This window comes from Actinomadura sp. NPDC049382, from assembly GCF_040677125.1.
GTDB classification, from domain to species: domain Bacteria; phylum Actinomycetota; class Actinomycetes; order Streptosporangiales; family Streptosporangiaceae; genus Spirillospora; species Spirillospora geliboluensis.
Genome location: NZ_JBFARO010000039.1, coordinates 1 through 24901, shown reverse-complemented (window position 1 = coordinate 24901; position 24901 = coordinate 1). Strand labels below are relative to the sequence as shown.

Sequence of the window (24901 nt, the reverse complement as noted above, 5' to 3'; positions counted from 1 at the left end):
CCCCGCCTACTTGCGGACCTTGGGCGCGACCAGCCGCGTGCCTGACCACTCCTTGGCGGCGCTGACGCTGCTGGTCTGCGAGAGCCCGGCCGTCTGCGCGGCCTCGCCGATGTCGCTCGGCTCCACGTGGCCGTCCCGGCCCGCCTTGGGCGTCAGGAGCCAGATGTTGCCGCCGCTCGTGAGCGGGACCATCGCGTCGGTCAGGCCCTCGAACAGGTCGCCGTCCTCCTCGCGCCACCACAGCAGCACGATGTCGACCACGTCCTCGTAGTCCTCGTCGACCAGTTCGTTCCCCGTGAGTTCTTCGACGGAGCGACGAAGCTCCTCGTCGACGTCGTCGTCGAAGCCGATCTCCTGCACCACCTGGCCCGCCTTCAGGCCGAGCCGTTCGGCCAGGCTGCGCTCAGACTGCGCCTGACCCGCGGTCGCGCTCACGAAAGTCCTCCCATTGTCGTCAGTCCGCACGGTGCCGTGCACTCTCGATTCCGGCCCCCCGGGACGGGTGGCCCGCCCGCACCTGTGCGGTGTTTGCGGGACAGTCCACACAAGTGAGGGCCTCCAGCGCAAGTGTCTTCCGGGCTTTTGGTCGCCTCATTGGCCCGATTCCCCGTTTCCCGGCGACCTTCTCATCCCTTCAGGAAGGACAAGCGGACCTGGCGGTCGGGGTTGTCCACGTTGAGGTCGACGACGGCGACCGACTGCCAGGTGCCGAGCGCGAGCCGTCCGCCCACGACCGGCAGGGTCGCGTACGGCGGGACGAGGGCGGGCATGACGTGCGACCGCCCGTGCCCCGGCGAACCGTGCGCGTGCCGCCAGCGGTCGTCCGCCGGCAGCAGGTCGCCCAGGGCGGCCAGCAGGTCGTCGTCGCTGCCCGCGCCCAGCTCCAGGATCGCCACGCCGGCGGTCGCGTGCGGGACGAAGACGTGCAGCAGCCCGTCGCCGCCCTGCTGCGCGGCGAACCGCTCGCATTCGGCCGTGATGTCGTGCACGGTCTCGCTCGTACCGGTGGCCACCCGGACCACGGTGCTCTCCATGACCCCGTGTCTACCCGATCCGCGGCGTCGGACGCATCCGCGCCGCACGGTGTCGCACCGGCCGGCCGAGACGCTAGTGGAACACCTCCGCTCGCCGCTCGACGACGGCGTCCGGCCCCGGGTACACCAGGCGCGTGTGGCCGTCGTCGAAGCGGATCAGATAGGGCGGGCCGCCGTCCCGGCCGCGCACCTCGACGATCTCACCGATCCGGTCGGGCTGCCCGACGACGTTGCCGTGGACGTGCAGCCGGTCTCCGATCTGTGCGTACATCGCTCTCCCCCAAGCTCGTTCGCCCGCCGCCCGAGCGGGCCGTGCCGGGTCCGCGACGGGCACCTGTTGGCGTTGTTCCCCGCCTCACCCGTTTCCCGCACCCTGACGCGATAAATCACGCAAAATCGGGCCGCCGTCCCCGGGACGGCACCCCGCTGACCGGCGCAAATGGTTACCGGCGGGTAGAGATGCGTTAGCCGTCCTGAACGGCGACGATGGGATCACCAGACGAGCGACCGACAGTCTGCCGGGGACCGGTGGCCTCCCGAGCGGCGGCCACGGGTCTCACCAGCAAAGACGGTAAGGACAGAGGGGACCCCGTGGCTTCCGGACGTCAACGCTTCTCGATCATCAGCGACGGCCTGCCGAGCCAGCTGCCCGACATCAACCCGGACGAAACCCGGGAGTGGCTGGAGTCGCTGGACACGGTCATCAAGACCGAGGGCCGCGGCAGGGCGCGGTACGTCATGCTCCGCCTCCTGGAGCGGGCCCGCGAGCTGCAGGTCGGCGTGCCCGGCCTGCGCAGCACCGACTTCATCAACACCATCCCGCCGGAGCACGAACCCTGGTTCCCCGGCGACGAGCACGTGGAACGGCGCATCCGCGCCTACATCCGGTGGAACGCCGCGATCATGGTGTCGCGCGCCAACCGCCCCGAACTCGGCGTCGGCGGGCACATCGCCACCTACGCCTCCGCCGCCTCCCTCTACGAGGTCGGCTTCAACCACTTCTTCCGCGGCAAGGACCACGGCGAGTCCGGCGACCAGGTGTTCATCCAGGGGCACGCCGCCCCCGGCATCTACGCCCGCGCCTTCCTCGAAGGGCGCCTCCCCGAGGACAAGCTCGACGGCTTCCGCCAGGAGCACTCGCACCCGGGCGGCGGCCTGTCGTCCTACCCGCACCCGCGGCTCATGCCGGACTTCTGGGAGTTCCCCACGGTGTCCATGGGCCTGACCGCGATCGACTCGGTGTACCAGGCGCGGTTCAACCGCTACCTCTACAACCGCAAGATCAAGGACACGTCCCGCTCGCACGTGTGGGCGTTCCTCGGCGACGGCGAGATGGGCGAGCCGGAGTCGCTCGGCGCCATCGGCCTCGCCGCCCGCGAGGAACTCGACAACCTCACCTTCGTCGTCAACTGCAACCTGCAGCAGCTCGACGGCCCGGTGCGCGGCAACGGCAAGATCATCCAGGAGCTGGAGTCGTTCTTCCGCGGCGCCGGCTGGAACGTCATCAAGGTCATCTGGGGCCGCGACTGGGACCCGCTGCTCGCGCAGGACGTCGACGGCGTGCTGGTCAACCAGATGAACACCACGCCCGACGGCCAGTTCCAGACGTTCAGCGTCGAGTCCGGCGAGTACATCCGGGAGAAGTTCTTCGGCGCCGACCCGCGGCTGCGCCGGATCGTCCAGCACCTGTCGGACGACGAGCTGCGCAAGCTGTCGCGCGGCGGGCACGACTACCGCAAGGTGTACGCGGCGTTCAAGGCGGCCCGCGAGCACGTCGGCCAGCCGACCGTGATCCTCGCGCACACGATCAAGGGCTGGACGCTCGGCTCCGACTTCGAGGCCCGCAACGCCACCCACCAGATGAAGAAGCTCACCAAGGCCGAGCTGAAGGAGTTCCGGGACCGGCTCTACCTGGACATCCCCGACTCGGCGCTGGAGGAGCCGCTGCCGCCCTACTACCACCCGGGCGAGGACTCCGACGAGATCCAGTACATGCGCGAGCGCCGCGCCGCGCTCGGCGGCTTCCTGCCGAAGCGCGTCGTCCGCGCCAAGCCGCTCAAGCTGCCGGGCGACCCCGTCTACAGCGAGATGAAGAAGGGCTCCGGCAAGCAGAACGTCGCCACCACCATGGCGTTCGTCCGGCTGCTCAAGGACCTGATCAAGGACGAGAACATCGGCGCCCGGTTCGTCCCGATCGCCCCGGACGAGTACCGCACGTTCGGCATGGACTCGCTGTTCCCCACGTCCAAGATCTACTCGCCGCACGGGCAGACCTACGAGGCCGTGGACCGCAAGCTCCTCCTCTCCTACAAGGAGGCCGAAAGCGGCCAGATGCTCCACGAGGGCATCAGCGAGGCCGGGTCGATGGCATCCACCATCGCCGCGGGCACCGCGTACGCCACGCACGGCGAGCACATGATCCCCGTCTACATCTTCTACTCGATGTTCGGGTTCCAGCGGACCGGCGACCAGATGTGGGCGTTCGGCGACCAGATGGGCCGCGGGTTCCTCCTCGGCGCCACCGCCGGCCGCACCACGCTCACCGGAGAGGGCCTCCAGCACGCCGACGGCCACTCCCCGCTGCTCGCCGCGTCGAACCCCGCCTGCGTCCACTACGACCCGACGTGGGGCTTCGAACTCGGCCACATCGTCCGGGACGCCCTGCGCCGCATGTACGGCTCGTCCGACGAGCACCCCAACGGCGAGGACGTCTTCTACTACCTCACCGTCTACAACGAGCCGTACCAGCAGCCCGCCGAACCGGAGGACCTCGACGTCGACGGCCTCCTCAAGGGCCTCTACCGCTACCGGGCGGCGGAGCCGGCCAACGCCGAGGCGCCGCGCGCGAACATCCTCGCGTCGGGCGTCGGCGGCCGGTGGGCCCTGGAGGCCCAGCGCCTCCTCGCCGAGGACTGGGGCGTCGCCGCGGACGTGTGGTCGGCCACCTCGTGGAACGAACTGGCCCGCGAGGCCCGCGCCTGCGACGAGTGGAACCTGCTCAACCCCGAGGCCGAGCAGCGCGTCCCGTACGTCACCCGCACCCTCGACAACGTCGCCGGGCCGATCGTCGCGGTATCGGACTTCACCCGCGCCGTACCCGACCAGATCGCCCCCTGGGTGCACGGCGACTTCACGTCCCTCGGCACCGACGGGTTCGGCTTCTCCGACACCCGCGCCGCCGCCCGCCGCTTCTTCCACGTGGACGCCGCGTCGATCGTCCTCGCGGTCCTGACGAGGCTGGCAAGGCACGGCGACATCAAACCGGAGGCCCTCCCCCAGGCGATCGAGCGCTACCGCCTCAACGCCGAGGTGAGCGACGTCTTCGCAGGCGGCGTGGGCAGCCGCGAAAGCAACACCGGCGGAGACGCCTGATCACTGCGTGACACGGTGATTGCGGAGGTGTAGGCCGCAATCGCCGGAAGGGCCCCGAGGATTCGCCTCGGGGCCCTTCGCGTTCCCAGATCAGCCGGCCGGGGGCGTGAAGACGCCGAACGTGTTGCCGGACGGGTCCTGCAGGTAGGCGAACGTCAGGCCGCTGACCGTGGTCAGCGCGGGCATGGCGACCTTGCCGCCGCACTTCACCGTCTGCTCGCAGGCGGCCTCGACGTCCTCCACCAGAACCAGGAACATCGCGTGGTTGCGGGAGGCGTCCGGCTCATGCGAGATGCCGCCGCTCGGCGCGTCGGCCCCCGGGTACCTGACCAGGTCGTAGCCGTCGGCGTCCGGGTCGAGCGTGAACTGCCAGCCGAACATGTCGCCGTAGAAGCGGCGGGCCTCCTCCGGCGCGTCGCTGCCGACCTGGAACCACGTGACGGTGTTGAACGCGGGAACGCTCATCGATCTCCTCCTTCGAACGCTGGCACGAGCGTCCCGGAGCCTTGCGACAACCCCCTGTCGGTGTTTGCGGGAAGGATTCTGCACGGAACCGCGCCCACACGATGGTGCGATCACTCGTCCGCCCGGAACCCCCAGGTCTCGTCGCTGCACAGCCCTATGCGAGGAACTCTCGCAGCGAACGGGGTTCGCGACCCAGGATGTCGGCCACGGTCGTGGTGGTGCTCGCCCAGCGTCCGTCGCCGATCTGCGACATGAGTTCGGCCAGGTCACGGGCCGCCTGGGCAGGCATGCCGCGCTTCTCCAGGTGGGCGGCGGCCTCCTCGACCGTCAGGTCCACGTACCGCACGGGCCGGCCGAATGCCCGGGTGAGTTCGGCGGCGACCTCGTCATGGGTGGGCGCCACCGGCCCGGTGAGCTCGTACGTGGCGTCGGCCCCGACGGGGCGCGTGAGCAACGCGGCCGCGACCGCCGCGATGTCGCGCGCGTCGATGTAGCCGACCTTGCCTCTGCCGTACGAGCCGAAGATCCGTCCCTCCTCGTCGACGTCGCCCGCGAGGTTCTGCATGAAGCCGACCGGCGCCAGGATCGACCACGGCACCCCCGACGCCTTGAGATGCGCGTCGACCTGCCCGTGCATGCCGAACCCGAGCAGGCTCGCCGACGACACGCCGCGCACGGAGACGGTCACCACCTGCGCAACGTCCGCGGCCCTCGCGTGGTCGATGACCGCCTTGTGCGCGCGCACGAAACCCGGCCACAGCCCACTGTTGAGAAAGAGCCTGTCACCCGGTTCGAGCGGGATGCTCGTCGGCCGCTCCAGGTCGCCGACCACGTAGTCGCAGCCCAGTTCCTCGCCCTGCTCCGCGCGCCGCACCACGGCTCGCGCCGCGCCGCCGAGCTCCTCGATCAGCGCACGCCCGATCGTGCCCGTCGCACCCGTCACCACGATCATCGCAACCCCCTAAGCGGAATGTCGGATTCCGGTTATAGACTAAGCGGAAGCCTGCCGTCCAGTTCGAGGGAGTCCGATGCGCGCCGATGCCCGCCGCAACCGGGACAAGATCCTGGAGGCCGCACGCGACGCGGTGGCCGAGCGCGGCGCGGATGCGCCGATGGAGCTGATCGCCCGCCGCGCCGGCGTCGGCGTCGGCACGCTCTACCGCCGCTTTCCCGACCGCGGGGTGCTGCTCGCCGCCCTCGCGGAGCAGTACGTCCACGAGCTCATGGACGACCTCGACCGCACCGTGGCGGCCGAACCTGACGCGTGGTCGGCCATTCGCGCCTTCGTCCTCTACAGCGTGGAGAAGGGTCGCGGCGCCATCGCGGCCGCGCTGGCCGGGACGTCCACGCCGGAGGCGAGGCAGTCGCTCGTGCAGCGAGTCGACGAGTTGGTGCGGCAGGCGCAGGCGGACGGTGCGATGCGTTCAGACGTCGGCACCGACGACCTCATGGAGTTGCTCAGCGTGTTCGCCTGCCACCCGGGCATCATCCCGGAGCGCTTCCTGCCCCTCATGCTCGACGGCCTAGACCGGCGACACCCCGGCCACCCCAGTAGGTGACCGGGGCGGACCACCCGCCGGATCAGCGGGCGTCACCAAGACCCACCGGCTGAGCGGGGTCATCGGCGCCGCCATCCTCGGCACGGACGGCGACTACGACGCAGGTCACCCTCGCCGCAGCCGCCGCACGCCTGCTCATCCCCCAGCTCGTCCCGGGACGGCCGGACGAGCGTCCATGAGCGGCGCCGGGTCGTCGGCGAAGAAGCGGACCGTCCGGACGTCGGCCCGTCGCCCCAGAGGCCGGACGACCTGGATCGGCTCGCGCAACTCGACCACCACGTTCGTCTGGGACGCCACCGCCACCGCGAGCCGGTCGTCCAGCACCTTGACCATGCCGCTCTCGTTGTAGTTCCGGACGATCCGCAGCGAGGAGATCTGTGCGCGGGGGATGCTCAGGTCGAAGAACGCCCCGTACCGGATGCGCAGTTCCTCGTCCGACAACACGTGCGGCCGCGTGACGCACGCCGCGATGACCGCCAGCACGATCAGGATCGAATACAGATCGATCACCAGGAAGGCCACCCGCAACCCCTCGGGAGCGTCGATGGCCCGCAGCAGCAGCTCCACGCCCACGACCTCGACGACCATCGCGAAGAGGAACCCCGCCTGAAGGCCGAGCTGCGCACCCGAATACGGGACGCCGACCGTGCCCTGCGGCACCCCATGCCTCCGGCGCGCGACGAGCAGCACCAGGCTGACCATGCCTTTCGCGTCGAACGCCACGATCCTGCGCAGCCTCTCTGGCACCAGGCGTCCAACGCTCCGGAACGCCGCATGCCAGTCGGCGCCGTCCCGCCGCGCCTCGGCGACCAACTGGCCTGCGGCGACAAGCTGCAAGAGAAGCATCAGCGCCACGATCACCTTCACGACCGTGACCACCGGACCGGGCACCGGGACACCCGACGCAGCCAACACCAGGACGACCAGCTCGGCAGGCGCCGCCACGAACAGTGCAGCGCGGGCGACCCTCAGCATGTCCGCTCCTTCAGGATCGTCACCAGTTGCTTGAACACCTCGCGCTGAGCGGGCGCCATCTCCTCCAGCCATGCGCCGTCCAGCCGTTGCCGCGCCATCAGCGCCGCCATCTCTTCCGGGATCTGGTCGGCCAGGTCCTCGGCGATCTCGGCGACGCGCGGATCGTCCGGCGGGGCGTCCGCGATCTCATCCAGCCGCGCGTAGGTCCCGGCGATGCGTTCGCGCGCCTCGGGACCGGTGAAGGACCGCATCATCCCGGCGAACCAGGCCCGCTCCCCTTCCCCGACCGCCGTGTCGACGAGCGCGAGCAGCTCCCGGTCGAACTCGGCGAACCGCGACCCTCGCGGCAGGTCTCGCAGGACGTCCGCCATCTCGGGCGAGACGGCCGAATCGGGCCGCAGCTCCGCCTCTTCCAGCAGCCCGGCGAGCCGGGCCCGCCGCGCCCCGATGGCCTCCTGCTGCCGCGCCAGGTCGGCGTCGAGTTCGAGCAGCACCTCCCGCAGGTCACGCCCGCGCTCATCGGCGAGGACGTCCCGAATCTCGTCCAGCGCCAGCCCGAGCTCCACGAGCCTCCGAACCCGCGCGAGCGCCACCGCGTCCCGCAGCCGGTACTCCCGATAGCCGTTGGCGAGCCGCTCAGGCTCCGGCAGCAGGCCGAGATGGTGGTAGTGCCGCACGGTCCTGGTCGAAACTCCGACCAGCGCGGCGAGTTCACCGATTCGCATGGCCCCATTACAAACGTTGACGCAACGTCAAGGTCAACCACGCCGACACCCTCCCGGCGATCCGCCCGCCCTCAGCACACCGACGCAGGTCAGCGCACCAGGGCCCAGAGCCGAGCTCTCCGACGTAGTCGGCAGGCCCGGCGCGCGCTCTCGGGTCGCTGGGTGAGTTGGTGAGACGCCTCAGCGGCTAGCTGTGGCGCCTGCCGATCACGCGGCCTACAGCGAGGACGGCGAACGCCCAGGCGCGAGGCGCCATTGGCCCCGCGTAGGCGCAGCGACCAGCGCCGACGCGGGCCTGCGGCCACGCAACCTTGAGCCCGCACAGTAGACAGCCAAGCCGGGCCCACAAACCCCAAACCTGCGCCAATCGGGCAAGCCTGGGTCTGGGACGCGGGTGCGTGATCACGCGAACCGGAGCCAGGACAGCGGGCGCCGGGGCGAGGGTGCCATCGGACCTGCGAGGGAGGACAGCCGACGCGGGCCCGGACCTGCAGTCAGACACCTCAGCGCGCGCGATAAGCGGCCAGGCTGAGCCCACCAATCCCCAGCGCCCACGCCGACGAGCCGGGCCTGGATCCGGGCGCGGATGCGCGATCAGGCGACCTGGGACCAGGACGGCAGACGCCCGGGGCAAGGGTGCCCCAGGCCCGCGAGGGAGGAGCGGCCGATGCGGACGCGGACCTGCAGTCACTCAAGGTTCAGCCCGCCCACCAGCGGCCAGGCTGAACCCACCGCCTCCAACACCCTCGCCAATGGGACGGCCCTGAGTTCGGGGCGCGGGGCACAGTCATGCGGCCTGAGCCAAGGTGACGGGCGCCCTGGGAAAAAGTGGTGCCTCGCCCCACGCGAGAGGAACAGCCGATGCGGACGCGGGCCTGCGGTCACGCAACCTTTGGCCCGCACGGTGGGCCAGGCCAGGCCCACAAACCCCAGACCAGCGCCCATGGGACCGGCCTGGGGCCAGGGCGTGGGTGCGCGGTCATACGGCCCAAGCCAAGGTGGTGGGCGGCCGGGGCGAGCGTGCCGCCGGACACGCGTGGGTGGAACGATCGGCACGAACACGAACCTGCGGTCACTCAAGCACGGAAGACAGCCAAGCCGGGCCCACGAACCCCAAACCCGCACCGACAGTCGGCCAGGCTTGGGCCGCGGGTGCGTGATCGCGCGGACTGGAGGCAGGGCGGCGGACGCCCCAAGCGAGGATGCCACCGGACCCGCACGGATGGAGCGGCTGGCGCGGGCACAGCCCTGCTGTCACGCAGCCTTCAGCGCGCGATAGGCGGCCAGGCTGAGCCACCGGCCCCAGCGTCCGCGCCAATGGGACGGGCCTGGGGTCGGGGCGCGGATGCCTGATCACGCGGCCTGGGACCAAGGCCGCAGACACCCGGGCGAGGGTGTCATCAGGCCCGCGCAGGAGGAGCGGCCGAGGCGGGCATGGATCTGTGGTCACGCACCTCTTCAGCCCGCACGGCAGACGGCCAAGCCGGGCCACAAACCCCGCCACTCACTGACGGGGCCTGGAGCCGAGGCGCGGGTGCGTGATACTGCGGTCCGGGGCCGAGGTGGTGGGCGGCCGGGGCGAGCGTGCCGCCGGACCCGCGTGGATGGTCCGATCAGCACGGACACGAACCTGCGGTCACGCAACCTTCGGCCCGTACGGAAGGCAGCCAAACCGGGCCCGCCAAACCCTAACCCGCACCGGCAGGGCGGCCGGCCTGTGGCTGGGACGCGTGATCATGCGGACTGGAGCCAGGACGGACGGGCGCCCAGAGCGCGGATGCCACCGGCCCCTCATCGGTGGAACGGCTGGCGCGGGCACGAACCTACAGTCACACAGCCTTCAGCGCGCACGATAGGCACTAAGCCGAGCCCACCAGCGCACGCGCCGACGAGCCGGGCCCGGGTCCGGGGCGCGGATGTGCGGTCACGCAGCCTGGAGCCAGGAAGGCGGACGCTTGGGGGCAAGGATGCCACCGGCCCCTCATAGGTGGAGCTGCCCGCATGGGCACGCACCTACGGTCACGCAGCCTTCGGCCCGCGCGATAGGCACCCAAGCTGAGCCCATCGACCCCAGCGCCCGTGCCGACAAGCCGGGCCTGAGTCCGGGGCGCGGGTGCACGGCCTTGAACCAAGGTGGCGGACGCCCCGGACCCGCGAGGGTAGAGCGGTCGGTGCAAGCGCGGCCTGTGGTCACACGACCTCGAGAGTGTGCGGTAGGCGGCCAAGCCGGGCCCACAAGCCCCAGACCCGCGGCAAGGGGCGGGTTTGGGGCTGGGCTGCGCGGGTGCGTGATCAGGCGGACTGCAGCCAGGGCGGCGGACGCCCCACGCGAGGGGGCCACTGGACCTGCGTGGGAGGAGCAGTAGACGGACTGCTGTCACGCAACCTTCAGCCTTCACGGATGGTGGGCGATCGAGGCAAGGGGGGCGTCGGATCCGCGCGGGCGGAGCGGTCGGTGCAGACGCGAGCCTGCGGCCACGCAACCTTGAGCCCGCATTGGTAGGCGACCAGGTTGGGCCCAGACCCACGCTGACAGGGCGGCCGGCCCTGGGGCGTAGATGCGTGAGCATGCGGCCTGTGACCAGGAAGGCGGGTGATCAGAGCGAGGCGCCATCGAACCCGCATGGGTGGAACGGTCGGCGCGGGCGTGGACCTGCCATCACGCAACCTTGAGCCTGAGTAGTAGGCGGTCAGGCTGGGCCCCGGCCTCAGGCCCGCGCCGATGAGACAGCCGAGTCTTGTGCGTGGGTGCACACCGGCGAGCGCGTCACCGTGATCGACCGCGCCGCCCGCACCGTTACGACCTCGGTCGGGGACGCCGTCCCCTACGACGCGCTTTGTCCTGGCCACCACTTCGGTGCCGTGTGCGCCGCCGGTCCAGGGCGGACCTGTCCGGCGCGCACGGCGGCGAGATCGCCGGGCGTGGTCATGCGGCCTGGAGCCAAGGTGGTGGGCGGCCGGGTTCGGAAAGGGCTCTGGTTCCGGGTGGGTGAAGGCGGTAGGTGTAGCGGCCGTCGGGTGTTTTAGTGATGTGGATGCGGTGTGGGTTGGTGTGCTTGAAGCGGTTGTGCCATCCGCAGGTGAGGGCGAGTTGGTCGATGTCGGTGGGGCTTCGGCCGAGGGCCCAGCCGTTGACGTGGTCGACCTCGCACAGCGTCCCGGGCACCTCGCAGTCTTGGACGGCGCAGGTGGAGTACAGGGTTTCCAGGACCTGGCGTTGTGGGGCGGTGGCGAACCGGACCCGGTGGCCCAGGTAGAGCGGGGTGTTGCCGCCTCCGAGCAGGAGCGGAGACACCCCTGCGCTGAGTGCGATGCGGCGGGCTTGGGCGGCGGGGATGGGGGTGCCGTCGGTGAGCCGGGCGGGGGCCTGGCCGCCGGTGAGGGTGTCCAGGTCGCAGATGACGGTGACGCGGGTGGCCTTGTGCCCGCCCGACAGCACCGTGGTCAGCGCAGCGGCCGTCCGCTCGGACAGGTCTCGGTGGTCGTCGGTCCCGGCGGGCTTGGCCAGCGGCCCGAGCGTGCCGTCCCAGATCGCGGCGTCTTCGGCGTTCAGCCAGCCCTTGATGTAGCGGCCGCCGTCCAGCGACCGTGTCGAGTCGATCCAGGATTTTTCGTAGCCGCGTGCGGCGTCTTCGGGGGCCTGTTCGGTGCCGTCGCGTTCGGCGATGACGTCGCGGATCCGTTTGCCGAAGCTGGCGACTTTTCCGGCGGAGAAGCCCTGGTCGACCATGCCCAGCAGGATGCTCTCGGCCGCGGGGCAGTCATCGTCGTCGAGTCGGGTGACTGCGTCGGCGATGGTGGCGGCATATCCGGCCGACAGGTCACCGGTGGTCCACCGCTCGGTCATCTCGGGCAAGCGGTGACGCTGCCGGGCAAGGGTGAGGCGTTCTTTGGCGCGGGACTCGCGCATCCCCAGGCGGGAGCGCAGCCAGGAGCGGGTGGAGGGGTATCCCCACCGCTGCACTTCCCGAGCGCTGTCGACCACGCCGATGAATCCAGCGAGGGCGGCTTCCTGCAGGTCGGTTGTGGTGGCAAGGGTCTCGGTGAGTTCCATGCACGCCGCCGCTGATTCGGGGGCGGTGCGGGAGGCGAGTTCGGCGGCGATCGCCGATGCCGCGTTCACCAATTCCATGGTGGACGCGGCGTCGAGGTCGACCGCGATTGAACTCATAACCTTATGATATCCGGCCGGACGCTGCTTCGCCCTTTCGAGTCGAAATTCGACCATGATTCTTTTGAGCTTCCTTGATCGGCTCTCGCCTGTTTTCTCGAAAGGCTCATTTCGGGCATTTCGAATTGGCTACCTGTCTTGTTGTCGTGTGCGTTTCTGGTTGGGGTGGGGGCGGCGCGTCGGGCAGAGGGCAGGCGGAGCCTGCCCGACGAAAGCTGCACTCAGGGGCCGCAGAGGCTCCGAAGTCAAGGGTGGGACGGAGTCCCATCGCGAAGCGACGCCGAAGGCGCCCTTGACTTTGGAGGGGCGGCCCCGTACGCAGCGCCGCCCCCACCACAATTCCCCGAACACCGAACAGGCCATTCACAACACACCAGCCACGCTAAGGGGCTGAGGATCCCGTTCTCGGCGTGTCCAGCTGTATGCCGGAACACCGCATGTGGGTTATTGTCACGGCGGCACCTTCGCCACGACCATGAAGGACAGCGAAACGCATCTCGAAGCCGACCCCTGCGGGGCAAGTGCTCCAACCTTCGCCCCAGCCCCACGCAACTCCTCAGTGGGAATGCTCGTCCGTGTCGACGGGTATCTCGTCGCCCAGAAGTGAGTGGTCGGGCACGGATACGCTGCGTTTCAGACGCATTCGCATCAGGCGTGCGACGGCATTTAGGTTGCCGACCTCAACGGCCCCTCGGCATCCGCGACAGCAAGAACCTGCAGCCAAGACCTCACTCGCCAGCACTTCACCGCCCTCCTTGCCCGCCTGGCGTCGGTGAGATGGGTGCCACCTGAGGGGTCTTGCACGTCGGCGACGAGCGGGCCGCTCGCGGCGATCACCTGGAGGGACAGTGGCATTGCCGCTGCGGTCGGCCACGGTTAGGTCGCCGCAGCCCTGTGCGGACGCTGCCATGGCCACTCGCGTCGTCGACCATCCCGGCTTACTGGCTGCCGCGGTCAGGTGGCTTTGCCGTGGGTGATATAGAGGTTCATTCGGGTGAAGTCGAGCGTGATGTTGAAAGGCTTGAAGAAGCAGTGGGCGAAGTGGCCGATCGCATCGAATCCTGGTCCGTAGGGCCACGGGACGTTGACCGGCATGTTCGGGTCCATTTCGCAGAAGACCTCCTTGGCGACGGCGTCGCCGAGGCGGATCTCCTTTGGGTAGCAGGGGTAGGTCGTGGTCGCATGGCTGTGGGCGAAAGTCTCGAACGGGCGGTCGTAGTCAGTGCGGATGCCCAGCTGCTCGGCCACTTCGCCGGGCATGCCTGCGACGGTTGCGCCGCTGTCTCCGCCGAAGTTCACGCCCAATACCCGGGGGCCGGAGTCGACGATGCTGCCGATGCTGCTGACGTCGTGATCACGGGATAGCCATAGCGGCAGCGGCTTGACGCCCGCCCGTGCGGCGTCCGCGCGTACCTTTCTGGCCGCTTCCAGGGTTGGACGGCGCAGGATCAGCGACCGGCCTGCATAGTCGATGGTGGTCAGCAGGTGGTAGAAGACCCACGTGCCGATCATTCCGTCGCTGCCGGTGCCGACATCTTCGCCCGATTCCGTTGACGACCATCCAACGGGTACGTTCCGGAGTTCGATGCCGCCCAGCTTGAGGGAGTCCAGCACCCCGTAGTACACCCAAATGGTGACGCCTTCGAACTCGCTTTTCTCCTTGTAGACGGGGCTCAGCCCGGCTTCCTTGGCCGCGGTCGCGGTCAGGCTCAGGTTCGGAGCGCCGGTGTAGAACGTGAAGCGCTTCGGCGGCCCGCCGTTGAGTGAGGCATGCACCAGGGGCACTGGGTCCATCTGCAGCCATGGCACGCGGCCGATGTCGCCGTGAATCTGGTACGGCTTGCCGCGGACCGCCGCGAACCATTCGGCGTAGCCCTTCTCGCCGGATGCTCGCCAGCGTGGCACGGAGAGGGAGAGCTTGTCCTGCCGGATGTAGCAGTCGCCCAGCAGCCAGTTGGTCTCCTTGTCGTCGGGCGCCAGTTCGAGGGCCAGCGTGAGGTACTTCTCCGCGTCGCGGAACTTGTTGGCCATTAGCCCGACATAGCCGCGCTGGCGCGCCCCGTGCAGGTTCGCGGGGTCTGTTCTCAGGATCTGCTCGTACGCGCGGCCGGCCTGCTCGAATTTCCCGGCCTTGAACAACGCGTCCGCGCCGCCGCCGTCGGCGTGTGCCGTGCCCGCCGTGCCGAGCAGCGGCGCGGTCGCGGCGGCGCCGGCCGCCACGACCGCGCCCCGCAACAACTCGCGCCGGTCCCATTTTCCGTCAGCGGCCACGGCCTTCTCCTTTTACGCTCACCTCTCGGAACCGGGGCACGTGTCCCCCGGCGCGGACTACTGCTGCGGTCCGCGCCTCCAGGGAAGACGGGAGACTGTTGCGGTGGCGTATGCACTTTTCAATACGTCCGCGATACGTCCCGTGGCTGCGGTGAGGGGACGCCGCCGCGACCGGCTCACGGTCGGGCGGACGGCTCCTTGAAGATGCCGAAGCGGTTGCCCGACGGGTCCTCCAGGTGGGCGAAGCGTAGGCCGCTCTGGGCGGTCGCCGGGGGGACGGTGACCTTGCCGCCGCGCCGCTCGGCCTCGGCGCAGGCGGCGTCCACGTCCTCGACCAGGACGAAGAACACGGCGTGCGGGCCGCCTTGGGCGGTCAGGCCGCCGCTCGGGGCCTGACCGCCCGGGTAGGTGATCAGCTCGTAGCCCGTGTCGGCCGAGTCGTCCCCGAAGCGCCAGCCGAACATGTCGCCGTAGAAGCGGCGGGCCTCGCCGGGCGTGTCGGTGCCGATCTGGAACCAGGCGACGGTGTTGTACGCGGGGATGCCCATGATGTGTCCTCCATGTCGGGGTTGTGGAACCGAGGGTGGACGGAGGGCGCGACAACCCTGTGTCGGGGTTGTCAGGTGGATTCCGGGGACGCTCAGATCCAGGTGGGGAGGGACTTTTCGGCGTAGCGGGCTCCGAAGCCGCCGGTCGGCAGGATCTGGGCGATGGCGTCCAAGTCGTCCTGGGTGAGGGTGAGGTCGGCGGCGGCATTGTTCTCTTCGACCCGCGCGGGGCTGCGGGTGCCGGGGATGGGGACGATGTCCTCGCCCTGGGCCAGGACCCAGGCCAGCGCCAGCTGCGAGACCGTCGCGTCCTTGGCGGCGGCAAGCTCGGTGAGCTGCTGGACGGCCGCCAGGTTCTTCTCGTAGTTGCCCGGCTGCCAGCGGGCGTCGTGGTTGCGCATGTCGGTCGGGTCGTAGGACCCGGCGGGCTTGGCGGTGCCGGTGATGAAGCCGCGTCCCAGCGGGGAGTACGACACGAACCCGATGCCGAGTTCGCGCAGCACCGGGAACAGCTGCTCCACGTCGCGCTCGAACAGCGAGTACTCGGTCTGGAGGACGGAGACGGGCTGGACGGCGTGCGCGCGGCGGATGGTCTGCGGGCCCGCCTCGCTCAGCCCGAAGTACTTCACCTTGCCCGCCTCGATCAGCTCCTTGACGGTGCCGGCGACGTCCTCGATCGGGACGTTCGGGTCGACGCGGTGCTGGTAGAGCACGTCGATGTGGTCGACGCCCAGGTAGCGCAGGCTGTTGTCGGCGACCTTGCGGATGTTGTCCGGATGGCTGTTGAGACCGGAGACCCTCCCGGACGACAGGTCGAAGCCGAACTTGGTCGCCAAGACGACCTCGTCGCGGAAGTCCTTGACCGCCCTGCCGACCAGTATTTCGTTGGAGCCGGTGCCCAGGCCGTAGAGCTCGGCGGTGTCGAAGAAGGTGACGCCCAGCTCGTGGGCGCGCCGGATGGCGGCGATCCCCTCCTGCTCGTCGCCGGGGCCGTAGGCCATCGTCAGGCCCATCGTGCCGTAGCCGATCGCCGAGGTGACCAGCCCTTGGCGGCCCAGAGTGCGCTTCTGCATGACCAACCCTCCCTGTCGTAACCGCATAGAACGAACCGAACCGTTCGGTATGACTCCCAATCACAGTACTCACTCGTCCCGGCAAATCAAACCGAACGGTTCGGTTGGCTAGGCTGAGGGCATGGCCAGCACCGCCGACTCGACCCACGCCCGGATCGTCGCCGCCGCGCGCGACGAGTTCGCCCGGTACGGGATCGCCGGCGCGCGCGTCGACCGGATCGCCAAGGCCGCCCGCACCAGCAAGGAACGCATCTACGCCTACTTCCGCAGCAAGGAGAAGCTGTACGAGCACGTGGCCGCCGCCGAACTCGCCGCCGCGGCCGACGCCGTCCATCTCGATCCGGCCGATCTGCCCGACTACGCGGGTCAGCTGTTCGACTACTTCACCGCGCACCCCGACCGGTACCGGTTCATCGCGTGGGGACGTCTGGAGCTGGCCCCCGCCTCCGCCTCTGCATCCGCACCCGTGGACAGCCCCTATCGGGACGCCATCCTCGGCAAGATCGCTACCATCCGTCGCGCACAGGAGGCGGGCGATCTGGATTCCTCGTGGGATCCGGTCGACGTCATGGCGGTGGTCTCCCAGCTCGCCCATACCTGGCTCGACCAGGCCACACTGGCCGCCGTCGCCGACCAGGCCGCAACGGACCCCGCGCTCGCCGCACGCCGCGCCGCCGTGATCCGCGCCGTCAGCGCGATCTTCCCGCCGAAGCCCCGCTCCTGACCGCTTTCAGCCGGAGCTCAGACGAACTCCAGGGGGCGGACGACATAGTCGGCGGGGATGTCGCTGTGCATGGCCTCGGTGCTGCGGTCGGGGGCGGTCTCCTCCAGGAGGGCGGCGCGGCGGACGCGGTCGGTGCGGAACACCCGGCAGCCGCCCCGCATCCGGCACCACGCGGTCAGGTACCAGCCCTTGCCGGACGCGGTGAACGTGACGGGCTCGACGTCGCGCTCGGTCTCGGTGCCCGCCCGGTCGACGTAGGTGAGGCGGACCACCCGGCGGGCCAGGACGGCCTCCTCCAGCACGGCCGGCACGGACGCCGGGTCGTCGTTCCCGGCGGGGGCCATGAAGCGGATGCGGGCGGCCAGTTCACGGGCCGAGGCGCCGTCGTCCGCCGACATCGCCGCGACGATCTTGTGCAGGGCGGTGCGGGCGGCGCGGGAGTACGGTGAGCCGCCCGCCCGGGAGAGGGTGATCGCGACGGCGACGGCCTCGGCGGGGGTGAAGTTCAGCGGCGGCAGCGTCCGGCTCTTGTCGAGGGTGTAGCCGCCGCCCCGGCCGACGTCCGCGAAGATCGGCACGCCGGCCTGCTGGAGCGCGCTGATGTCGCGCTCGATCGTCCGGACGCTCACCTCGTACCGCGCGGCCAGTTCGCGCGCGGCGAGGCGGCGCGGCGCGCAGGCGCGCAACTCCTCCACCATGGCGTACAAGCGGTCGGTGCGGTTCACGCGCCGAACGTACGCGCCGGGTCCGACATTTCCGGGAGACTCGTAACAGGGCGCTAGGTGAAGCGCCAGAGGCTCACCTTTCCGTTGGAGCTGCCTGCTCCAGCAGCGAGCAGGCGGCCGTCGCGGCTGAAGGCGAGGGTCGTGCCGTCCGACCTCTCCCAGTCGAGGGACATGAACTGGTCGCCGTTGCGGGTGTCCCAGAGCCGGATGGTCGCGTCCTGGGCAGCGCTGGCCAGGGTGCGGCCGTCTGGGCTGAAGGCCAGGGCCTGGACGGTTCCCTCGTGCCCTCGCAGGGCGCGGCGCTGCTTCCCGGTCTGTACGTCCAAGAGCCGGATCATCCATTTGTCCGTGTCGTCTACGACGTCGGTTGCGGCGGTACGCCCGTCCGGGGCGAATGTGAAGAGCACGTTGACCCGTCCGGCCGTGGTGATGTCCCGGTGCGCCCGCAGGTCGTGGACCTGGATGTCGCCGCGGCTGCCGATGGCGGCGATCCTGTCACCGGCCGCGTCGAACGCCAGCCGCAGGGTGCCGCCGCTCCGCGGTGTGAAGGCGCCGGTGCGGCGCCCGGCCGCGGTGTCCCAGAGTTCGATGCCGTTGGCTCCGACGGTCGCCAGGGTCCGGCCGTCCGCGCTGAGCGCCTTGGTGAACGTCCTGCCCTCGGGCATGATCGTCCGGACGCGGGCGCCGGTGGCCGCGTCCCAGAGCTGGATCGGGGCCGTCCCGCGCAGGGTCGCCGCCAGCCGGCCGTCCCCGCTGAGGGCGGTGAGCTGGTCGGCGCCCTCGTCGCCCAATTCGTGCGCGGATCCTCGGCCGGTCTCGACGCTCCACCGCCAGATCTGCCCGGTCCCCGCGCAGACCAGCGTCGCCGAGTCCGGGGTGAACGCGAGCTGGAACGTCGCGACCGGGCCACCGGCGAGCACGACCGGACGGGGGTTCTTCAGGGGCGGCGCGTCCTCTCCGCTCCACCGCCACAGCAGCGCGGGGACGCCGAGGACGGCCGCGACGCCCGCCACCGCTCCCCCGGTGAGGACGGTACGGCGTCCCGTCCGGCCGGGCGGCGGCGCGTCCGCCAGCAGTCGGGCCGCCTGGGCGGGAGACGGCCGCCGCTCCGGTTCCTTGGCCAGGCACGCCCCGATCGCGGGCCGCAGTTCGGCGGGCACGCCGGTCAGGTCGGGCGGGGCGCTGACGATCCGGTGGACGATCCCCGGCACGTTGGCGGCGTCGAACGGCCCGCGCCCGGTCGCGGCGAACGCCAGGACGCAGCCAAGGGAGAACACGTCCGACGCCGGGCCCGCCGTGTCCGCGCGGACCTGTTCGGGCGACATGAACGCGTACGTGCCGACGACGGCGCCGGTGGACGTCAGCGCGGTGGCGCCGGCCGCACGGGCGATGCCGAAGTCGATGATGCGCGGGCCGTCCGGCGACATGATCACGTTGCCGGGTTTGAGGTCCCGGTGCACGAGCCCGTTCGTGTGGATCGCCGCCAGCCCCTCGGCCAGCGCGGCACCGAGTGCGCGGACGGCGGCGACGTCCAGCGGTGTCGCCTCGCGCAGGGACGGGCCGGGGATGTAGGCGGTCGCCATCCACGGCTCGGGCGCCTCCGGGTCGGCGTCCACCACTTGGGCGGTGTAGAAGCCGCCCACCTTGCGGGCGGCCTCGACCTCGCGCGCGAACCGCACCCGGAACTCCGGGCGCGCCAGATGCTCGGAGCGGATGACCTTGACCGCGACGCGCCGACCGCCCGGGGACACTCCGAGGAACACCTCGCCCATGCCTCCCGCACCCAACCGTCCTTCCAGCCGGTACGGGCCTATCTGGCGGGGGTCGGCGTCGCGCAGGGGGTCCATCAGCGCAGGCTCCACAGGTTCACGGCGGTTTGCCCGCGACGTTCGCTGCCGCCCGCCACCGTCCGGCCGTCCGGGGAGAGCGTGAGTCCTCTGATCGGCCCGCCGGACGCGGCGAGGGTGGCGGTCACCCGGCGGGTCGCCAGGTCCCACAGCCGGATCGTGAGGTCGGCACCGGCGGCGGCCAGCACCGCACCGTCCGCACTGACCGCCACCTCGGTGACGTCCCCGGCGGGGTCGGAGTCGAGGACGCCTGTGATGCGGATTCGGGCGGCGTCCCACAGCCGGATCGCGGCGCCGCCCCCTGCGGTGACGAGAGTCCGGCCGTCCGGGGTGATGGCCAGTGAACTCGTCTTCTTTCCCCGGTCGGCGGTATGGACGACCAAGGTGCGAGTACGCGCGTCCCATACCCGGACGGAGCCGGGCTCGGTGCGGCCCTGGAAACCATCCATTCCGGCCATGACCCGGCGGCCGTCCCGGCTGAACACCACGTCGTTCATGTCCTCAGTGCCGGAGAGGTCACCCAGGACATCTCCCGTTGCGGCGTCCCAGAGCCGACCAGGCCCGGCGAGGACACGGCCGTCCGGGCTGAATGCGAGAGCGTTGACCTTAACGTCCTTGGCATGGAGCGTCCGGAGGGGGCGGGGCGGGCGTGTGTCCGCCGACTCCACGTCCCATAGGCGGACGGTGGCGTTCGTGTGGCCGGTTGCCAGCAATCTGCCGTCCGGGCTGAATGCCAGTGCGGCCGTGCCGGCGGGAGTACTCAATTCGTGGATGACGTGGCCCGTGGCAGGGTCCCACAGGTACACGGTCTCTCCCGGCGTCCCGCAGACCAGGATTTTGCCGTTCGGGCTTAACGCCACGTCCGCCACCGGATGCCCGTCCTTGGCGAGCGTCATGGCGGGCGGCTGCATCGCATCGCCGGACGCCTGGGGCTGCCCGCCGCCTCGGGTGAGCAGGAACGCGGGCACCCCGACAACGGCGGCGGTCGCCGCCACCGCGCCGCCCAGAACCGTCCGGCGCGAAACCCCGGCGACGGGCCGGACGGCATCCGCCACGCGGGTGAACGGCGTCGTGCCGCGCTCCACTGTGCGGTCGGCGTCCGGATCTGACGGGGTTGTCGAGAGTGGCACGGCGTCCGGGTCGGCCAGGTGGGCGATGATCCGGTCGGTGGACGGACGGTCGACCACCGCCTTGGCCAGGCAGGACGCCACGAGCGGACGCATCGCCTCCGCCAGCCCGTCCAGTACGGGCGGCTCGTGCAGGACGCGGTGCACGATCGCCGGGATCGTCACGGCGTCGAACGGGCTGCGCCCGGTCGCGGCGAACGCCAGCACGCAGCCCAGCGCGAACACGTCGGCGGGCGGCCCGGACGGCTCGCCCAGCACCTGCTCGGGCGCCATGTAGGCGTACGTGCCGAGAACCGCGCCTTCCGCGGTGAGCGTTCCCGCGCCGACGTCGCGGGCGATGCCGAAGTCGATGATGCGCGGGCCGTCCGGCGACATGATCACGTTGCCGGGTTTGAGGTCCCGGTGGACCAGCCCGCTCGCGTGGATCGCCGCCAGCCCCTCGGCCAGCGCGGCACCGAGCCGGGCGACCTCCTCGGCAGGCAGCGGGGCGACGTCCCGCAAAGACGCCCCTGGGATGTAGGCCGTCGCCATCCACGGCTCAGGCGCCTCCGGATCGGCGTCCACCACCTGCGCGGTGTAGAAACCGCCCACCTTGCGGGCCGCCTCGACCTCACGCGCGAACCGCACCCGGAACTCAGGGCGCGCTGAGTGCTCCGAACGGATGACCTTCACCGCAACGCGCCGGCCGCCCGGCGAGACACCGAGGAACACCTCGCCCATGCCTCCGGCGCCCAACCGCCCCTCCACCCGGTACGGGCCTATCTGGTGGGGGTCGCCGTCGCGCAGCGCTTCCAAGGGGGCTCCCGTGTCAGGCGGCGCTCACTCAGAGGGCGCGGAGGAAACCGAGCATCGCCTCGTTGACCTCGGCGGGACGCTCCTGCTGCGTCCAGTGGCCGCATCCGGACAGCCAGACGGTGTCGCGGAGGTTCGGCACGAAGTCGGTCATGGAGTCGATGACGTTCCGCGCGCCGACGGCGACGATGTCGCGGTCGCCGGCGATGTAGAGCGCGGGCGGGCCGATGGGGGCGCGGTGCCAGGCGGTGGTCAGCTCCCAGTTGCGGTCCAGGTTGCGGTACCAGTTGACCGGTCCGGTGAAGCCGCTCTCGGCGTACTCCTCGACATAGGTGGCGATGTCGGCGTCGGTGAGCCAGCCGGGCAGCTTCTCCGGCTCGGGGATCACGTCGAGGAAGCCGCCGCCCTCGGGGGCGATCAGCGCGGGAGCGGCCCCGTCGCCGGACATCCCGACCAGCATCCGGCGGAACGTGGCGGCCCGGTCGCGGTCGAGGTCGGCCTCCGGGGCGTCCGGCTCCTGGAAGCGCACCATGTAGAAGCCCTCGCCGAACAGGCGGCGCATCGACTCGACCGGCGGCCTGCTGGAGCGGGGGCGGTGCGGGACGGACATGCCGATCACGCCGCGCACCTTGTCGGGGCGCATCTGCGCGACGGCCCACGCGACGGGCGCGCCCCAGTCGTGACCTGCGACGACGGCCCGGTCCGCGCCGAGCGCGTCGATGAGCCCGACCGCGTCCCCCGCCAGGTGCAGGATCGTGTACTGGTCCGCCTCGGCGGGGCCGCCGGTGCGGGCGTAGCCGCGCTGGTCGGGGGCAACGGCGTGGAATCCGGCATCGGCGAGCGCGGTGAGCTGGTGCCGCCAGGAGTACCAGCATTCGGGGAAGCCGTGCAGGAGCAGGACGAGCGGCCCTTCGCCCGCCTCGGCGACGTGCATGCGCAGGCCGCTCTCGGACTGGACGAAGCGATGCGTGATCTCGGTCATCGATGACCCCTCGCGGCGTGGGCGGGACCGTGCGGGCCCAACGGTAGCCCCACCCGTTCCGGGCCGCCGTGCCGGACGGCGAACACAATGTGGATGCGGCGTGTCCATACCGTCCGGCGGTGGATTGTGTGCGTGCGCCACATGGGACGGCAGGGGTCGCGCTCCGTAGGTTCGGCGCATGACGAGCGTGACACCGCGGCCCGCCGCGGGGAGTTCGGGGACGCTGGATCTGGCGGGGCGGCGCGCACTGGTCACCGGCGGCGCGGGCGGCATCGGCCGGGCCTGCGCGCGGCGGCTGGCCGCGGCGGGCGCCGCGGTGGTGGTGGCCGACATGGACGGGGCGGCGGCGGAGCGGACGGCGGCCGAGATCGGCGGCGTCCCGCTGTGCGCCGACCTCGCGGACGTGGACGCGATCGGCGGTCTGGCGGCCGATGTCGACATCCTGGTCAACAACGCGGGCATCCAGCATGTGGCTCCCGTCCACGAGTTCCCGCCGGAGATGTTCGCGCGGATCCTGCGGCTGATGCTGGAGGCGCCGTTCCGGCTGGTGCGGGACGCCCTGCCCGGCATGTACGAGCGAGGCTGGGGACGCATCGTCAACATCTCGTCCGTACACGGGCTGCGTGCCTCGCCCTACAAGTCGGCCTATGTGGCGGCCAAGCACGGGCTGGAGGGGCTGTCCAAGGTGATCGCGTTGGAGGGTGCCGCGTACGGCGTGACGTCCAACTGCGTGAACCCGGCCTTCGTCCGGACCCCGCTGGTGGAGGGTCAGATAGCCGACCAGGCGCGCGCGCACGGCATCCCTGAAAGCGAGGTCGTCGAGCGGGTGCTGCTTGAGCACGCGGCCGTGAAGCGGCTGATCGAGCCCGAGGAGGTCGCGGAGCTCGTCGCCTACCTGTGCTCGCCGCCGGCGTCCATGGTGACCGGCGCGTCCCTCGCCCTCGACGGTGGCTGGACGGCCCATTGACAATGGCCCGTATGTCCTGCGGCGACTTCCTCGAACTACTGGCCCGCGAGGCGTCCCCCGTGGAGTTCGAGGGGCCCCTCGTCCAGGCGCGGGCGGACGGCGCGCCGCCGGCCGTCCTGGCGGAGCTGGAGGCAGCCAAGCTGGCGGCGCTCCGGGTCAGGATGATCATGCGGCGGCACGCCCGGCGGGAGGCGGAGCTGGCGGCGCTGTTCGACACCGCCGGCGACCTCGCCGGGCTGCGCGACCTGGACGCCGTGCTGGAGGCGATCACGCGGCGCGCCCGGCGCCTGCTGAGCGCCGACATCGCCTACCTGACGCTGAACGACGACGAGCGCGGCGACACCTACATGCGGGTGACGGACGGGTCGGTGTCGGCGGCGTTCCGGCGGCTGCGGCTGCCGATGGGCACGGGACTGGTCGGCCTGGTGGCGCAGACGGCGATGCCCTACAACAGCGCCCACTACCTGGGTGACGGGCAGTTCCAGCATCGCGGTTACATCGACGACGCGGTCGCTGAAGAGGGCCTGGTCGCCATCCTGGGCGTGCCGATGCGGCTGGGCAGCCGCGTCATCGGCGTGCTGACGGCCGCGAACCGCAGCGAGCGTCCGTTCGACCAGGAAGAGGTGGCGCTCCTCGGATCGCTGGCCGCGCACGCCGCGATCGCCATCGACAACGCGCGCCTCTTGGACGAGACCAGGACCGCCCTGGAGGAGCTGAGCGCCGCCAACGAGGAGGTCAAGGCGCGCAGCGCAGCCGTGGAACGGGCGGCGCGCGCACACGACCGTATGACGGCCGTCGTCGTGCGCGGCGGTGGCGTGGAAGACGTCGGCGCGGTCGTGACCGAGCTGCTGGGCGGCACCCTGTACGTCCTGGACGCGGACGGCCGACGGCTCGCGACGACGGGCATCGACTCGGGCGGCCTCAGCGATGAGGAGCTGTCCGGGGTGTCGGCCTCTGCGCACTCTGCGCGCGCGCAGGGCCGTACGGTCCGGCGCGGTGACCTGTGGATCGCGTCGGTGTCGACCGGCGACGAGATGCTCGGGACGCTCGTCCTGCGCACGGCCGACGAGGTCGACGACGCCGACCAGCGGATCCTGGAGCGCGCGGCGCTCGTCACCGCACTGCTGCTGCTGTTCCAGCGCAGCGTCACCGAGGCGGAGGGCCGGGTGCGCGGCGAGCTGCTGGACGACCTGCTCTCCGGCCGCCGCACCGGCGTCGAGGCCCTGACCGCCCGCGCCCGGCGCGTGGACGTCGACCTGAGCGCCCCGCACGTCGTGCTGTGCGCCAAGTACGAGTCCCGCGAGCACCGGCAGCGAGCGGCGTTCTGGGCGTCGTCCTTCGCGGCCGTCGAGCACGGCCTCGCCGCCTCCCGGGTGGAGGAGGTCGTGCTGCTGCTGCCGGGCGACCGCCCCGGCGACGCGGCGCGCCGGGTGGCGAAGGAGCTGGGCGGCTCCCCACATACCGGAACATCCAGTTGAGCATCGCCGAGTTGTCGAAGACGAGGGTCAGCGGAAAGTAGCCCTGTTCGCACTCCAGCTCCCGCG

The 24901-nt window shown here is 70.9% G+C and carries 20 protein-coding genes; 5 read left to right on the top strand and 15 right to left on the bottom strand.

What is annotated here, in order from left to right; all coding sequences use genetic code 11:
* Positions 1-6: 6 nt before the first annotated feature.
* From AB0K34_RS23160 to AB0K34_RS23150, 3 genes are all read right to left on the bottom strand, one after another.
* Positions 7-435 carry a DUF3052 domain-containing protein gene (locus AB0K34_RS23160; protein WP_138639757.1) on the bottom strand — a complete coding sequence of 143 codons (429 nt, stop codon included), beginning with the start codon at positions 433-435 and terminating at the stop codon, positions 7-9.
* A gap of 191 nt (positions 436-626) precedes the next feature.
* On the bottom strand, positions 627-1034 hold the full coding sequence (locus tag AB0K34_RS23155) for a YjbQ family protein (protein ID WP_138639756.1): 408 nt from the start codon (positions 1032-1034) through the stop codon (positions 627-629).
* A gap of 73 nt (positions 1035-1107) precedes the next feature.
* Positions 1108-1305: a DUF1918 domain-containing protein gene (locus tag AB0K34_RS23150; RefSeq protein WP_138639755.1), complete on the bottom strand. Its 198-nt coding sequence runs from the start codon at positions 1303-1305 to the stop codon at positions 1108-1110.
* Between the two features lie 320 nt (positions 1306-1625).
* On the opposite strand from AB0K34_RS23150, the gene aceE reads away from it, so the two are divergent.
* Entirely contained in the window at positions 1626-4406 is a 2781-nt protein-coding gene (aceE, locus tag AB0K34_RS23145) for a pyruvate dehydrogenase (acetyl-transferring), homodimeric type (protein ID WP_138639754.1), read from the top strand.
* Between the two features lie 90 nt (positions 4407-4496).
* Here aceE and AB0K34_RS23140 read toward each other — a convergent pair whose 3' ends face one another.
* Both AB0K34_RS23140 and AB0K34_RS23135 read right to left on the bottom strand, forming a co-directional pair.
* Complete coding sequence (locus AB0K34_RS23140) at positions 4497-4871, bottom strand: VOC family protein (protein ID WP_364550777.1); 375 nt, start codon at positions 4869-4871, stop codon at positions 4497-4499.
* A 154-nt stretch (positions 4872-5025) separates the two neighbouring features.
* Positions 5026-5823, bottom strand: a complete 798-nt coding sequence (locus AB0K34_RS23135) for an NAD(P)H-binding protein (RefSeq protein WP_364550775.1) — start codon at positions 5821-5823, stop codon at positions 5026-5028.
* Positions 5824-5899: 76 nt separating this feature from the next.
* On the opposite strand from AB0K34_RS23135, the gene AB0K34_RS23130 reads away from it, so the two are divergent.
* Positions 5900-6430: a helix-turn-helix domain-containing protein gene (locus tag AB0K34_RS23130; protein WP_364550773.1), complete on the top strand. Its 531-nt coding sequence runs from the start codon at positions 5900-5902 to the stop codon at positions 6428-6430.
* A 135-nt stretch (positions 6431-6565) separates the two neighbouring features.
* Here the strand turns inward: AB0K34_RS23130 and AB0K34_RS23125 are convergent, their stop codons facing one another.
* The 6 genes from AB0K34_RS23125 to AB0K34_RS23100 all read right to left on the bottom strand — a co-directional run bounded on the left by AB0K34_RS23125 (position 6566) and on the right by AB0K34_RS23100 (position 16193).
* The gene (locus AB0K34_RS23125) at positions 6566-7405 is read right to left on the bottom strand and encodes a hypothetical protein (protein ID WP_364550771.1); all 840 of its coding nucleotides are present in this window, start codon (positions 7403-7405) and stop codon (positions 6566-6568) included.
* A complete protein-coding gene (locus AB0K34_RS23120; protein WP_138639750.1) occupies positions 7399-8130 on the bottom strand; it encodes a MerR family transcriptional regulator in 732 nt (243 codons plus the stop codon). Before AB0K34_RS23120 ends, AB0K34_RS23125 begins: the two co-directional genes overlap by 7 nt.
* 2926 nt (positions 8131-11056) lie before the next feature.
* Positions 11057-12301, bottom strand: coding sequence for a DUF222 domain-containing protein (locus AB0K34_RS23115; protein ID WP_364550769.1), 1245 nt, complete (start codon positions 12299-12301; stop codon positions 11057-11059).
* Between the two features lie 954 nt (positions 12302-13255).
* Positions 13256-14572 carry an aspartyl protease family protein gene (locus AB0K34_RS23110; RefSeq protein WP_364550767.1) on the bottom strand — a complete coding sequence of 439 codons (1317 nt, stop codon included), beginning with the start codon at positions 14570-14572 and terminating at the stop codon, positions 13256-13258.
* Between the two features lie 176 nt (positions 14573-14748).
* On the bottom strand, positions 14749-15120 hold the full coding sequence (locus AB0K34_RS23105; protein ID WP_364550765.1) for a VOC family protein: 372 nt from the start codon (positions 15118-15120) through the stop codon (positions 14749-14751).
* A gap of 92 nt (positions 15121-15212) precedes the next feature.
* Complete coding sequence (locus tag AB0K34_RS23100) at positions 15213-16193, bottom strand: aldo/keto reductase (RefSeq protein WP_364550763.1); 981 nt, start codon at positions 16191-16193, stop codon at positions 15213-15215.
* Positions 16194-16314: 121 nt separating this feature from the next.
* On the opposite strand from AB0K34_RS23100, the gene AB0K34_RS23095 reads away from it, so the two are divergent.
* Positions 16315-16917 carry a TetR family transcriptional regulator gene (locus AB0K34_RS23095; protein ID WP_364550761.1) on the top strand — a complete coding sequence of 201 codons (603 nt, stop codon included), beginning with the start codon at positions 16315-16317 and terminating at the stop codon, positions 16915-16917.
* A 17-nt stretch (positions 16918-16934) separates the two neighbouring features.
* On the opposite strand, the gene AB0K34_RS23090 is transcribed toward AB0K34_RS23095, so the two are convergent.
* The 4 genes from AB0K34_RS23090 to AB0K34_RS23075 are packed head-to-tail and all read right to left on the bottom strand — an operon-like array spanning position 16935 to position 22390.
* On the bottom strand, positions 16935-17642 hold the full coding sequence (locus AB0K34_RS23090; RefSeq protein ID WP_364550759.1) for a YafY family protein: 708 nt from the start codon (positions 17640-17642) through the stop codon (positions 16935-16937).
* A 53-nt stretch (positions 17643-17695) separates the two neighbouring features.
* Positions 17696-19489, bottom strand: coding sequence for a serine/threonine-protein kinase (locus AB0K34_RS23085; protein WP_364550757.1), 1794 nt, complete (start codon positions 19487-19489; stop codon positions 17696-17698).
* Positions 19489-21411 (bottom strand): serine/threonine-protein kinase, encoded by a 1923-nt coding sequence (locus AB0K34_RS23080; RefSeq protein WP_364550755.1) that lies wholly within the window; start codon positions 21409-21411, stop codon positions 19489-19491. The genes AB0K34_RS23085 and AB0K34_RS23080 overlap by 1 nt, the downstream gene beginning before the upstream one ends.
* A 28-nt stretch (positions 21412-21439) precedes the next feature.
* Entirely contained in the window at positions 21440-22390 is a 951-nt protein-coding gene (locus AB0K34_RS23075) for an alpha/beta hydrolase (protein ID WP_364550753.1), read from the bottom strand.
* Between the two features lie 178 nt (positions 22391-22568).
* On the opposite strand from AB0K34_RS23075, the gene AB0K34_RS23070 reads away from it, so the two are divergent.
* Positions 22569-23357 carry a 3-hydroxybutyrate dehydrogenase gene (locus AB0K34_RS23070; RefSeq protein WP_138639701.1) on the top strand — a complete coding sequence of 263 codons (789 nt, stop codon included), beginning with the start codon at positions 22569-22571 and terminating at the stop codon, positions 23355-23357.
* A gap of 11 nt (positions 23358-23368) precedes the next feature.
* Positions 23369-24835 (top strand): GAF domain-containing protein, encoded by a 1467-nt coding sequence (locus AB0K34_RS23065; RefSeq protein ID WP_364550751.1) that lies wholly within the window; start codon positions 23369-23371, stop codon positions 24833-24835.
* Positions 24836-24901 lie beyond the last annotated feature (66 nt).